Origin of the sequence: Burkholderia mayonis (genome assembly GCF_001523745.2) — a bacterium.
GTDB classification, from domain to species: Bacteria; Pseudomonadota; Gammaproteobacteria; order Burkholderiales; family Burkholderiaceae; genus Burkholderia; species Burkholderia mayonis.
In genome coordinates, this window is the sequence record NZ_CP013387.1 from 1,745,692 (window position 1) to 1,758,690 (window position 12,999).

A 12,999-nucleotide genomic window follows, 5' to 3' on the forward strand; every position below is an offset into this window, starting at 1 on the left:
TCACTTGAAACGGATCGTCGGATTGATGACCGCATACAGCACGTCGACGGTCAGATTGATCAGGATGAACTCGAGCGAGAACAGCAGCACGATCGCCTGGATCACCGGGTAGTCGCGCATCGTCACCGCATCGACGAGGAGGCGCCCGAGCCCCGGCCAGTTGAACACCGCCTCGACGACGATCGACCCGCCGAGCAGAAAGCCGAACTGCAGCCCCATCATCGTGACGACCGGAATCATCGCGTTGCGCAGGCAGTGCTTCAGCACGACCAGCGGCTCGCGCACGCCTTTCGCGCGCGCGGTGCGCACGAAATCCTCGTGCAGCACTTCGGCGAACGACGCGCGCGTGAAGCGCGCCATCACCGCCGCCACGGCCGCGCCGAGCGTCAGCGACGGCAGCACGTAGCTCCGCCACGAGCCGTCCGGCACGACGGGCAGCCAGCCGAGCTTCACCGAGAACACTTCCATCAGCAGCATCCCGAGCGCGAACGCCGGAAACGAGATGCCCGACACCGCGAGCGTCATCCCGATGCGGTCCGGCCAGCGGTTGCGCCACACGGCCGACGCGATGCCGATCGCCATCCCGAAGAGCGTCGCCCAGACCATGCTGACGAGGGTCAGCGACAGCGTCGGCATGAAGCGCTCGCCGATCTCGGTCGAAACAGGCCGCCTGCTGCGCGTCGACGTGCCGAAATCGAAATGCGCGATCCGCACGAAGAAGTTCGCGAACTGCGTCGGCAGCGGCTTGTCGAGGCCGAGGTCGGCGCGCACGAGCGCGACCGTCGCGTCGTCGGCCTCGGGACCGGCCGCGAGCCGCGCGGGATCGCCCGGCAGCAGGTGGACGAACAGGAACACCAGCACCGCGACGCTCACGAGCGTCGGCAGGAGCCCGAACAATCGTTTGACCAGAAAATTCAGCATGCGCTTGCACCTCGATGCGGCGCGCGGTCGGACCGCGCGCCGCCTATGCCCGAAGCGACCGGATCGTTCGGACCGTTCGGATCGTTCGGATCGTTCGGATCGTTCGGATCGTTCGGATCGTTCGGATCGTTCGGATCGTTCGGATCGTTCGGATCGTTCGGATCGTTCGGATCGTTCGGACCGTTCGAATCGCCCGGGTCGTTTCGCGTCACTTGATCGCGATCTCGTCGAAGTTGAACGAGCCGTCGGGCATCACGTACGCGCCCTGCAGACGCTTGCTGCGCGCATAGACGATCTTCTCCTGCACGAGCGGAATCCACGGCGCGTCGGACCAGATGCGCTTTTGCGCGTCCGCATACAGCTCGGCCTTCTTCGCGCGATCGGTCGTCGCGAGCGCCTTCGCGAGATCGGCGTCGACCGCGTCGTTCCTGTAGTACGCGGTATTCACGAGCTTCGGCGGAAACGACGCGGAAGCCAGCAGCGGCGTGATCGCCCAGTCCGACTCGCCCGTCGACGCGGACCAGCCGATGTAGTACATCCGCACGGGCGCCTTCGCCGGGTCCTGCGCGCTCTCGACTTTCGCGACCCGCTCACCCGCCTCGAGCGCCTGCACCTGCGCCTTCACGCCCACTTGCGCGAGCTGCTGCTGGACGAACTGGATCGCCTTTTGCGACGTCGAGTTGTTGTACGCGGACCAGAGCGTCGTCTCGAAGCCGTTCGGATAGCCCGCCTCCTTCAGCAGCGCGCGCGCCTTCGCCGGATCGTACGGCCACGGGCCGAGCTTCACTGCGTAGTCGACGCCCTGCGGCACGATGCCCGTCGCGGGCGTCGCGTTGCCGGCGAACGCGACCTTCGCGAGCGCATCCTTGTTGACCGCGTAATTGAGCGCCTGGCGGACCTTCGGGTTGTCGAACGGCTTTTGCATCATGTTCAGGCTGACATAGCGCTGGATGATCGACGTGCGCTCGATCACGTCGACCTTCGCGTTCGCCTTCAGGTCGGCCGTCTGCTCGAACGGAATGCGGAACGCGAAGTCGGCCTCGCCCGTCTTCATCAGCGCGGCGCGCGTGTTGTTGTCGACGACGGGCTTCCAGTCGATCGCATCGATCTTCGGATAGCCCGGCTTCCAGTAGGCGGCGAACTTCTTCACCTTCAGGTCGTCGGTCTGCTTCCATTCGACGAACTCGAACGGGCCGGTGCCGACCGGATGCAGCGCGATGTCGCGCCCGTATTTCTTCAGCGCGGCGGGCGAGATCATCACGGCGGACGGGTGCGCGAGCACGTTGATGAACGCGGAGAACGGCTCGGTCAGCGTGACCTTCACCGTGTACGGATCGACGACCTCGGTCTTCGCGATCCGGCGGAACAGGTTGTAGCGCTTGAGCTTGTTCGCCGGATCGGTCACGCGGTCGAAGTTCGCCTTCACCGCGGCGGCGGTGAAATCGGTGCCGTCCTGGAACTTCACGCTCTGGCGCAGCTTGATCGTGTAGACCTTCGCGTCGGGGCTCGCGTCGTAGCCGGTCGCAAGCACGTTCACGAGCTTCATGTCCTTGTCGAAGCCGAACAGGCCCTGATAGAACGACTTCGACACCGCCTGCGACAGCGTGTCGTTCGAATCGTACGGGTCGAGCGTCGTGAACGTCGAATCGACGGCCATCACAGCGGTCCGCTCGGCGAACGCGAGCGAGGCGGACGACATCGCGATGACGCCTGCGCAGGCGGCGATCAGCGAGCGCGGCGAGAATGGCAAGAACGAATGCGGCATAGTCATGTGTGGGCTCCTTTGCGATGCTTCGGTAGTGCGTGGATCTGGGCTCGTGTGGTCCTGCTGCCGTGCGTTTCGCGAATCCGGAATCCTGATGCTCCGGAATCCTGATGCTCCGGAATCCTGCGCGCCGGGCTTCCTGCGGTCTTCCTTGCTTCCCTCGTGATTCGATGCTGCCTGCATGTTGCGTTTGCCTGTTGCCGCTGCGTTTGCGCAACCGTCGCGCCGCGCCGTCAGCGCTTTGCGTGTCTGTATGTCTGCGTGTCTGCAAGCCTCAATACGCGCCGCCAACCCGATGCTCGGCGACGAAGTGCTCCGGCCCGACCGCGACGAGCGGCGCGACGACAGGCTCGTCGCCGAACGCGCGGATCGGGCTCGGCAGATCGTCGGCGGGCAGCGTGCGCTGCGCGTGGCGGCGCGCGGGATCGGCGATCGGCACCGCGCTCATCAGCTTCTTCGTGTACGGATGGCGCGGCGTCTCGAACACCGCGCGGCGCGGACCGATCTCGACGATCTGGCCGAGGTACATCACCGCGACGCGATGACTGATCCGCTCGACGACCGCCATGTCGTGCGAGATGAACAGATACGCGACGCCGAGCTCGCGCTGCAGGTCGAGCATCAGGTTGACGATCTGCGCCTGCACCGACACGTCGAGCGCCGACACCGACTCGTCGGCGATCACGACCTTCGGGTTCAGCGCGAGCGCGCGCGCGATCGCGATCCGCTGCCGCTGGCCGCCGGAGAACTCGTGCGGATAGCGGCGCGCGGCGTCGGCGGGCAGGCCGACGCGATCGAGCAGCCAGTCGACGCGCGCCTGCGCCGCCTTGCCGCTCGCGACGCCGTGCACGAGGAGCGGCTCCATGATCGAGAAGCCGACTGTCAAGCGCGGGTTCAGCGATGCGAACGGATCCTGGAAGATGAACTGGATGTTTCGGCGCAGCGCCTGCAGTTCGCGGCCCTTCAGCGCGCGGATCTCGCGGCCTTCGAATTCGATCGAGCCGCTCAGGTTGTCGACGAGGCGCAGCAGCGAGCGGCCCGTCGTCGACTTGCCGCAGCCCGACTCGCCGACGAGCGCGAGCGTCTCGCCCGCGCGCAGGTCGAAGCTCACGCGCTCGACCGCATGCACGTATTGCGACACGCGGCTGAACGCGCCGCTCTTGATCGGGAAGCGCGTGACAAGGTCGCGCACGCGCAAGAGCGGCGCGGACGAAGGGTCGACCGCCGCTTGCGCGGAAGGCGGCGCGGCGGGCGCCTCCGGCGCCGGCGGAGCGACCGGAGCAAGCGTCGCGGCGGGCGTCGTGGGCGTCGCAGGCGTCGTGGGCGTCGCGGGCGCGGCGGCGTCGCTCGCGACCAGGACCGCGTCGCCCGCCACCGGATCGAAGCGCAGCAGCGGAAACTTCGCCGGCGCGTCAGTGCCCTGCATCGACCCGAGCCGCGGCACCGCCGCGAGCAGCGCCTTCGTATACGGATGCGACGGCGCGGCGAAGATCGCATCGGACGCGCCCGCCTCGACCTTCTCGCCGCGATACATGACGAGCACGCGATCGGCGACCTCCGCGACGACGCCCATGTCGTGCGTGATGAAGATCACACCCATGTCCATTTCGTCCTGCAGCCCGCGGATCAGCTGGAGGATCTGCGCCTGGATCGTCACGTCGAGCGCGGTCGTCGGCTCGTCGGCGATCAGCAGCGCGGGCCGGCACGACAGCGCCATCGCGATCATCACGCGCTGCCGCATCCCGCCCGACAACTGATGCGGATGGCGCGCGAACACGCGGCGCGCCTCCGGAATCCGCACGAGGTCGAGAAGACGCAGCGCCTCCGCGCGCGCTTCGCTCGCGCGCTTGTTCTGATGCAGCGCGATCGCCTCGCTGATCTGGTCGCCGACCGTGAAGACCGGATTGAGCGACGTCATCGGCTCCTGGAAGATCATCGCGACGTCCGCACCGCGCACCGTGCGCAGCATCGACGGCGACGCGCGCACGAGATCGAGCGCCGCGCCATTGCGCCGGCGCAGCACGATCCTGCCGCCCGCGATCGCGCCGCCGCCGTGCTCGACGAGGCGCATCAGCGCGAGCGACGTCACCGACTTGCCGGAGCCCGATTCGCCGACGATCGCGAGCGTCTCGCCGCGATCGACGTGGAACGACAACCCGCGCACCGCTTCGAACGCGGCGCCCTCGCGGCGGAACGTGACGGACAGCCCGTCGACTTCGAGCACGCGCTGCTCGGGCAGGCTCGGGGCGGATCGGCTCGCGCTCATCTGGCTCTCCTGTTTCTGCGATCGGACGGCCGCGCCGTCACGCCGCCTCTTCACGGTAGATCGCGGTCACGGGCGTCTCGCCGACGCGCGCGTAGCCGCGATACATCCCTTCGGTGTTGAACGGCATCGCGAGATTGCCGCGCGCATCGATCGCGATGATCCCGCCGCGGCCGGCGATCCGCGGCAGCTTGTTCATCACGACGTCGTACGCGGCCGATGCGAGCGTCGCGCCGCGGTATTCGATCTGCGCGGACACGTCGTACGCGGTCGCGAGCCGGATGAACATCTCGCCCGTGCCCGTCGACGACACCGCGCACGTCGCATCGTTCGCGTAGCAGCCCGCGCCGATGATCGGCGTGTCGCCAACGCGCCCCGGCTGCTTGTTCGTGATCCCGCCCGTCGACGTGGCTGCGGCGAGATGGCCGCGCAGATCGCGCGCGACCGCGCCGACCGTGCCGTGCTTGCGATCCGGATCGAGCGGCTGCGGCGCGAACGCGGCGCCGTTGCCGTTGCCGTTGCCGAACGCGAGCGTCGCCGCGTCGTGGTCGAGCAGCACGCCCGACGACTGTCGCGCCTTCAGCCACTGCGCGCGGCGGAACTCGGTGTCGAAGTAGCCCGGCTCGGCGAGGTCGAGCCCCTGCGCGGCCGCGAACGCGTCGGCGCCCGCGCCCGCGAACATCACATGCTCGCTCGCCTCGAGCACGCGCCGCGCGGCGAGCACCGGGTTGCGCACGCGCGTCGCGCAGCAGATCGCGCCCGCCTTCAGCGTCGCGCCGTCCATGATCGCGGCGTCGAGCTCGTGCGTGCCGTCGGCCGTGTAGACGGCGCCGCGCCCCGCGTTGAAAAGCGGGCAATCCTCGAGCATCCGCACCGCGACGCTGACCGCGTCGAGCGCGTTGCCGCCATCGGCGAGCACGGCCTGTGCGGCGGCGAGGATCGCGTTCAGCTCGGCGCGGTACTGCGCTTCGGCGTCGGCCGTCATCGCGTTGCGCAGGATCGTGCCTGCGCCGCCATGAATCGCAATGATTGCGGGTGAAGTCATCAGTCGGTTTTCCTGGAACGGCGCGGCGGGCGAAGCGGCGCGGCGGTCGCGCCCCGCGCTTCGAGCCACGGCAGCATGAATTCGGTCACTTCGGCGGCGGCGCGCGCCGAGCGCTGCGAACGATGCGCGACCGCGTCGATCAGCGCTTCGACGAGCGCGAGCACCGCGGCCTCGGACGTCGCCGCGAGCCGCCGCTCGGCATTCACGTAAAGCGCGCACATCGCGAACGACGCGATCGGCGACTCCGGCCCGTCGGTGATCGCGAGCACCGGCGCGCCCCGCTCGGCCGCGCGGCGCGTGAGCTCGATCGTGTCGTACACGTAGCGCGGAAACGCGATCGCGACGACGAGATCGTCGTCGCGCGCGCTGAACAGGCGTCGCGCGGCGTCGGTCGGGCCGCCTAGCAGCGCGAGCGACTGCACGTTGTCGCGATACACGGACAGCCCGTGCTCCATCAATCCAGCGAGAAACGCGCTCGCGCCCATTCCGACGATGAAGATCCGGCGCGCGGCGAGCAGCGAGTCGACGGCCGCCTCGACGTTCGCGCGATCGAGCCGCTCGCGCGTGCGTTCGAGGTTCGCGACCGCTTGCTCGAAGCTCGCTTCGATCAGTTCGCCGCCGCGCGCGCCCGCATCGCGCTCCTGCGCGGAGCGCAGCCGCTCGACGGGCGCGAGCGTCGCCTCGAAGCCGCGCACGAGCGCCGCGCGCAGCGCCGGATAGCCGTCGAAGCCGAGCGCGCGCGCGAAGCGGTTCGCGGTCGCGATCGACGCATCGACCGCGTTCGCGAGCTCGTCGATCCGCATCGTCGCCGCGCGGAACGGATGGGCGAGCACGTACTCGCCCATCCGCCGATGAATCGGCGTGAGCGACGGCAGCGCGGCGGCGAGGCGCGCGGAGATCGACGGTTCGGCGCCGAGCGGCGTGGCGGTCGGACTGGAGCTGGGCATGCGGCGGATGCGGTGCGGCGTATATCGATGAAAGTAAATTTACACAATTGGCTAGATGGAAAAAATAAATTTTCATCGGGGTTTGCACTGCCTCCGGACGATCGCCGGAAACCCATGCCAGATGGTGCGCTCGAGGTAATCCGCCCCGCTTTTTCGGGCAACTTCGCCGAATAGCTTACAATCTGTCAGTTTCAGCCTGCATCCTCGCTGCTCCCGCCCCTCCACCCTGCGCTTCGCGCGCGCGTTGCCGCAGCCGGGCCGTCCGCGCCGTCCCGGCGCCGGCCTCGGCTGACGCGCACGCTCCGCGACGCCACTTTTTCCGGAAACCCGCTTATGCCCTCATCCCGACCTACGCCGCGCACGACGCTCAAGCCGCAAGTCGTCGTGCCGTCACTCGCCGTGATCGGCGCGCTCCTCGCCGTCTGCGCGCTGCGGCCGAACGAAGCGGGCGCGCTCTTCGGCGCCGGCCAGCAATGGATCATCGCGCGTTTCGACTGGTTCTACGTGCTCGCGATCACGACCTTCCTGATCTTCCTCGTGCTGATCGCGGCAAGCCGCTTCGGCAACATCAAGCTCGGCCCCGACGACGCCGAGCCCGAATTCAGCTTCGTGTCGTGGACCGCGATGCTGTTCGCGGCCGGCATGGGCATCGGCCTCATGTACTTCGGCGTCGGCGAGCCGATCCAGCACTACCTGAAGCCGCCGACGGCCGCAGGCGGCACGCCCGCCGCCGCGCAGGAGGCGATGCTGATGTCGTTCTTCCACTGGGGGCTGCACGCGTGGGCGACCTACGGCGTGATGGGTCTCGTGCTCGCGTACTTCGGCTTTCGCTACAACCTGCCGCTCACGCTGCGCTCGGGCCTCTATCCGGTGCTGCGCGAAGGCGTGAACGGCTGGATCGGCCACACGGTCGACGCATTCGCGCTCGTCGGCACGATCGCCGGGATCGCGGTGACGCTCGGCTACGGCGTACTGCAGCTGAGCGCGGGCCTGCATACGGTCGCCGGCTGGGACACCGACAGCGATACGTTCCGCGTCGGCCTCGTCGCGGTCGTCGTTACGCTGGCCGGGCTCTCCGCCGCGAGCGGGCTCGACAAGGGCGTGCGCCGGCTGTCCGAGCTGAACCTGATGCTCGCGTTCGCGCTGCTCGCGTTCGTCGTCATCGCGGGGCCGACGTCGTTCCTGCTGCGCGCGATGGGCGACAACATCGGCGAGTATCTGTCGAAGCTCGTGTCGCTGTCGTTTCGCACGTACGCGTACGAGACGCCGAACGAGAAAGGCTGGTTCGGCGGCTGGACGCTGCTCTACTGGGCGTGGTGGGTGTCGTGGTCGCCGTTCGTCGGGATGTTCATCGCGCGCATCTCGCGCGGCCGCACGATCCGCCAGTTCGTGATTGGCGTGCTGCTCGTGCCGACCGCGTTCAATCTCGTCTGGATGACCGCGTTCGGCAACAGCGCGATCTGGATCGACACGCACGCGGCCGCGGGCGCGCTCGCGCAGACCGCGACCAACGTCGATGCGCTGCTGTTCCGCTTCTTCGATTACCTGCCGCTCACGCAACTGCTGTCGCTCGCGGCGATCGTGCTGATCGCGGTGTTCTTCGTGACGTCGGCCGATTCGGGCGCGTTCGTGATCGACGCGATCGCGACGCGCGGCGCCGCGCATTCGCCCGTCTGGCAGCGGCTCTTCTGGGCGGCCGTGCTCGGCGTGACGGCGTCGGTGCTGCTCGTCGCGGGCGGGCTGAAGGCGCTGCAGGCGCTGACGCTCGTCGCCGCGCTGCCCGTCGCGCTCGTGATGCTCGCGCTCTGCTACGGGCTCTGGCGCGGCCTGAAGGCGGACCACGCGCACTACTCGCAGGACATGGCGCCCGCGACGAATTTCTGGACTGGCCAGCACTGGCGTCACCGTCTGTCGCAGATCCTGCGGCAGACGACCGACGCCGAGGCCCGGCAGTTCGTCGCGGAGACGGTCGAGCCCGCGCTGCGCAAGGTCGCGGGCGAATTGAAGGCGGGCGGCGTCGACGCGCACGTCGCGCGCGACGACGACGACGCGGTGCGCCTCACCGTGCCCGCGCCCGCGCAGCGCGACTTTGTGTACGGCGCGCGGGTGTCGCGCAAGTCCGCGCCTGCGTTCCGGATCCGCGAGGCGGCCGAGCCCGAGGCGCAGCGCGAGCACGTGTACGAAGTGCTGACGTTCTTCGCGGACGGGCGGCTCGGCTACGACATCGAGTATCTGCGCGGCGACGAGATCATCGCCGACGTGCTGCGGCAATACGAGCGCTACGTGTCGCTCGCGGCGGATACGCGCACGCATCTGCTGAACCGCGCGCCCGAGCATGCGGGGCCGGATGGGCAGGGCTAGCGGCCGGCGGCCGATGCGTGCGCGGCTCGTGCGCGGCGCGAGCCGCGGTCGCCCGCCGTCGCCCGCCGTCGCCCGCCGTCGCCCGATGTGGACGATGTGGACGATGTGGACGATGCGGACGATGCGGACGATGCGGACGATGCGGACGATGCGGATGCGCCGCGCCGAATCGCGACGCGGCGCGGCGCGCCCGACGCCGCACCTTCGCGCATCGACCGGCGCGACGCCGCGCGCCGCCTATCGTCACGCCGCGCAATCGCCGCACCGGCCCGCCGATTACACGTGATTACACGCGATAAACCGCGTCGCGCACCTCGACCGTCAACGGCCCCGACATCCCTTCATACGCGGTGTTCGTCATCAGCAGCACGGTGAGGCCGCGCGCCGCGTCGACGAACCACGAATGCCCGTAGACGCCGCCCCATTGCAACGTCCCCGCGCTTTGCGGCGACTGCGCGAGCGCCGGATCGGACAGCACCGCGCCGCCGTAGCCGAAGCCCCAGCCGGGCCCGCGCGTCTCGGCGGCCGGTCCGGTGTGGTCGGTGCGCGTCGCCGTGACGAGCGCCGCCGGCAAGAATCCGTCGCCGCCCGTGCGAATCGCCTCGAGCAAGCGCAGCACGTCGTCGGCGCTGCCGTACATCCCCGCGCCGCCCGACGGAAACGCCGACGCGTCGAACACGCGCGACGGCGCGAAGCGCACCGCGACGCCCTGCCCTTCGGGCAGCGGCACGTCGAGGTTGTCGGTGATCCGCGCGGGTTCCGGCGCGGCGTTCGCGTACGCGACCGCGAAGCGCGCCGGATCGGACGCGACGAAGCCCGTGTCGCGCATCCCGAGCGGCGTCGTGACGAGCTGCGCGACCGCGTCGGGCAGCGCGAGCCCCGTCACGCGCTCGATCGCCGCGCCGAGCACATCGAGCGAGAGCGAATAGCGCCACGCGCTGCCGGGCTCGAATGCGAGCGGCGCGGCCACGATGCGCCGCAGGTTCTCCGCGAGATCGAAGTCGACGAGATCGATCCCGTCCGAGATGCCGAGCGTGTGGTAGATCGAGCCCGGTTCTTCGAGCAGCCCGTAGCTCAACCCCGCCGTGTGCGTCAGCAATTGATGCACGGTGAGCGCGGGTGCGCGACCGTCGGACAGCTTCGGCGCGAACGCGGGCAGCCATCGCGTGATCGGCGCGTCGAGCGCGATCCGGCCGTCGGCGACGAGGCGCAGCACGGCGGCGGTCACGATCGGCTTCGTGATCGACGACAGGCGCAACAGCGTGTCCTCGCGCATCGGCCGCTGCGTTTCGCGCTCCGCGAAGCCGTGCGCGCGCCGGTAGGCCACCTCGCCGTGCCGCGCGACGAGCGCGACCGCGCCGACGACGCGCCGCTCGGCCAGCGCCGTCGCGAGCACGCGATCGAGCCGCTCGGCGAGCGCGGCATCGTCCGTTGCGGCGGATGCCGCGGATGCGGGAGCTTCGAAAACCGATTTCATCGTGCAGATCCTCGTGGGTCGGAAAGCGTCGATTCTAGACAGACCGCGCGGGTTCCGCTGGCGTCGCCCCGATTCTGACAAGGGCAACGTGCGCAACCTGTGCGCGTTCGATGCGATTCGCTAAGATAGCCGGCCGTTTCCGACTTTTCCGACACGAAGAGGTGCCGATTCGATGACCGCCCCCGCCACGCTCGCCGCCGCCGGCACGACGCCTTTCGCCGAATGGATCGGACTCGGCACGCTGGCGACGCTGTATCTGTTCGGCCTCGGCTGGGCGCTGTACTCCGCGCTCAGGCAAGCGCGCGGGCGCGGATACTGGCTCGCGTGCGCCGCGCTGATCGTCGCGGGCGCCGCGTGCGCGCTGCTCGCGAAGCCATCCCCGCCCGGCTCCGGCGAGATGCCGCCCGGCTTCGGATCCGGCGTGCTCGTCGCGATGCTCGGCATCGCGGGCGCGACGGCCGGCTGCGCGTGGCAGACGCTCGCGCGGCTGCGGCGCGAGCGTCGGTAGGCGCGCCGCGCCCCCGCTGCAGCATCACCACCGAATTCTGCCGGGAACCGCGTGACGTCCGCTCGTCTACGAGCGGCGCCGACCTCGTCGCGATCGTCACTGCGATCGCGGCGGTCGTGGGCAGCGTCATCGCGCCTTGTTTTTCCCGAAATATCGGATATATCTAATCCATATTTCCGCGCGGAGGCGCCACAAGCGGCACGACACGCGCCTCCCCGGATCGACGCCCGAACGTCAGCCGCCGCGCGGCGCACGGGGCCCGTCGCACGCGCCCGGCAGGACGCTCCGCGACGCCGTTTGCGCATAAGAAGGAGAAGATCGTGGCGAAGATCCTGGAAAACGTCGAGCACGTCGTCGTCGTGATGTTCGAGAACCGCTCGTTCGACACGATGCTCGGCTGGCTCTATCCGCCCGGCACGCAACCCGCGCACGTGCTGCCCGCGCACAGCTCGCCGCAGTTCGACGGACTGAAGCCCGAGATGGCGAATCCGTCGACGGCCGGCAAGATGATCGCCGTCACGCTGGAAGCCGCGAACAGCGTGACCCCCGATCCGCAGGAGACCTTCGTCAACGTGACGAGCCAGATCCTCGGCCCGAGCGGCGCGAACGCGCCGTGGCCGCCGATGCAAGGCTTCGTCGTCAATTACGAGACGACGCGGACGACCGATCCGAGCCACGTGATGCAATGCCACAGCGTCGCGCAGCTGCCGACGCTGACAGCGCTCGCGCGCGCGTACGCGGTGTCCGACGCGTGGTTCGCGTCGGTGCCGAGCCAGACCTGGCCGAACCGCGCGTTCGCGCACGCGGGCACGTCGAACGGGCACGTGAACAACGGCGCGATGCCCGATCCGCTCGCATGGAACGTGCCGACGATCTTCGACGTGCTGACGTCGATCGGCGCGAGCTGGGCGGTATACAGCGACACGATCGTCACGCCGTCGCTGACGCACACGATGTTTCCGACGCTGTGGGCCGACGCGATGGCCGACCATTTCAAGCATTTCGGGGACTTCGCCGCCGCGTGCCGGAACGATGCGCTGCCGCAATACGCGTTCATCGAGCCGAGCTTCCTGTTCGAGCCGAACGACCAGCATCCGCCGCACGACGTGCGCGCGGGCGACTCGTTCCTGCACGACATCTGGACGGCGATCAGCACGTCGCCCGGCTGGCCCCGTACGCTGCTCGTCGTGACCTACGACGAGCACGGCGGCTGCTTCGATCATGTCCTGCCGCCCGCGAACGCGACGCCGCCCGACGACGCGAGCGCCCCCGGCGACGAGACATTCGGCTTCTATCGCTTCGGCGTGCGCGTGCCGGCCGTCGTCGTGTCGCCGTACATCGAAGCGGGCACCGTGTTCCGCTCGCCGACCGCGGTCCCGTACGACCATACGTCGATCCTCGCGACGCTGCGCGACTGGCTCGGCATCCCGCCCGACAGGATGCTGAAGAGCGCGCGGATCGCGAACGCGCCGACGCTCGCGCAACTCTTCACGCGCGACACGCCGCGCGCCGATCTGCCGGCGATCAGCGCGTCGGCCACGGACTTCGTTCATCCGCCGCCCACCGCGCCGCTCAACGATCTGCAGAAGAGCCTCGTGACGGGCACGTCGCGGCGCGACGGGCTCGATCCGGCCGCGAGCCTCGCGCCGATGACGACGCGCCAGCACGCGCTCGATTTCTTCGCGCGCCGGGCATCGGGCAAGCCCGCGTAG

Annotated in this window: 10 protein-coding genes; 3 read left to right on the forward strand and 7 right to left on the reverse strand. The window is 69.3% G+C overall.

All coding sequences use genetic code 11. The features are described 5' to 3' along the window. The 6 genes from gsiC to WS70_RS26415 form a co-directional block, all read right to left on the reverse strand. On the reverse strand, positions 1–921 hold the full coding sequence (gene gsiC / locus WS70_RS26390; protein WP_059472083.1) for a glutathione ABC transporter permease GsiC: 921 nt from the start codon (positions 919–921) through the stop codon (positions 1–3). After that, positions 915–1,133 (reverse strand): hypothetical protein, encoded by a 219-nt coding sequence (locus tag WS70_RS26395; RefSeq protein WP_108034072.1) that lies wholly within the window; start codon positions 1,131–1,133, stop codon positions 915–917. Before WS70_RS26395 ends, gsiC begins: the two co-directional genes overlap by 7 nt. Then, complete coding sequence (gsiB, locus tag WS70_RS26400) at positions 1,130–2,692, reverse strand: glutathione ABC transporter substrate-binding protein GsiB (RefSeq protein WP_059598511.1); 1,563 nt, start codon at positions 2,690–2,692, stop codon at positions 1,130–1,132. The genes WS70_RS26395 and gsiB overlap by 4 nt, the downstream gene beginning before the upstream one ends. A 268-nt stretch (positions 2,693–2,960) precedes the next feature. Further along, positions 2,961–4,952, reverse strand: coding sequence for a dipeptide ABC transporter ATP-binding protein (locus tag WS70_RS26405; protein WP_059598510.1), 1,992 nt, complete (start codon positions 4,950–4,952; stop codon positions 2,961–2,963). 37 nt (positions 4,953–4,989) lie between these two features. Continuing rightward, on the reverse strand, positions 4,990–5,994 hold the full coding sequence (locus tag WS70_RS26410; protein WP_059472079.1) for an isoaspartyl peptidase/L-asparaginase family protein: 1,005 nt from the start codon (positions 5,992–5,994) through the stop codon (positions 4,990–4,992). After that, the gene (locus WS70_RS26415; RefSeq protein ID WP_059472078.1) at positions 5,994–6,941 is read right to left on the reverse strand and encodes a MurR/RpiR family transcriptional regulator; all 948 of its coding nucleotides are present in this window, start codon (positions 6,939–6,941) and stop codon (positions 5,994–5,996) included. Before WS70_RS26415 ends, WS70_RS26410 begins: the two co-directional genes overlap by 1 nt. A 333-nt stretch (positions 6,942–7,274) precedes the next feature. Between WS70_RS26415 and WS70_RS26420 the strand changes: the two genes are divergently transcribed. Beyond that, complete coding sequence (locus tag WS70_RS26420) at positions 7,275–9,302, forward strand: BCCT family transporter (RefSeq protein WP_059472077.1); 2,028 nt, start codon at positions 7,275–7,277, stop codon at positions 9,300–9,302. Between the two features lie 286 nt (positions 9,303–9,588). Here the strand turns inward: WS70_RS26420 and WS70_RS26430 are convergent, their stop codons facing one another. Continuing rightward, a complete protein-coding gene (locus WS70_RS26430) occupies positions 9,589–10,779 on the reverse strand; it encodes a serine hydrolase domain-containing protein (RefSeq protein ID WP_059598508.1) in 1,191 nt (396 codons plus the stop codon). Positions 10,780–10,951: 172 nt separating this feature from the next. Here WS70_RS26430 and WS70_RS26435 point away from each other — a divergent pair, with 172 nt between their 5' ends. After that, entirely contained in the window at positions 10,952–11,287 is a 336-nt protein-coding gene (locus tag WS70_RS26435) for a hypothetical protein (protein WP_059472074.1), read from the forward strand. Positions 11,288–11,607: 320 nt separating this feature from the next. Then, entirely contained in the window at positions 11,608–12,999 is a 1,392-nt protein-coding gene (locus WS70_RS26440) for an alkaline phosphatase family protein (RefSeq protein ID WP_059598507.1), read from the forward strand.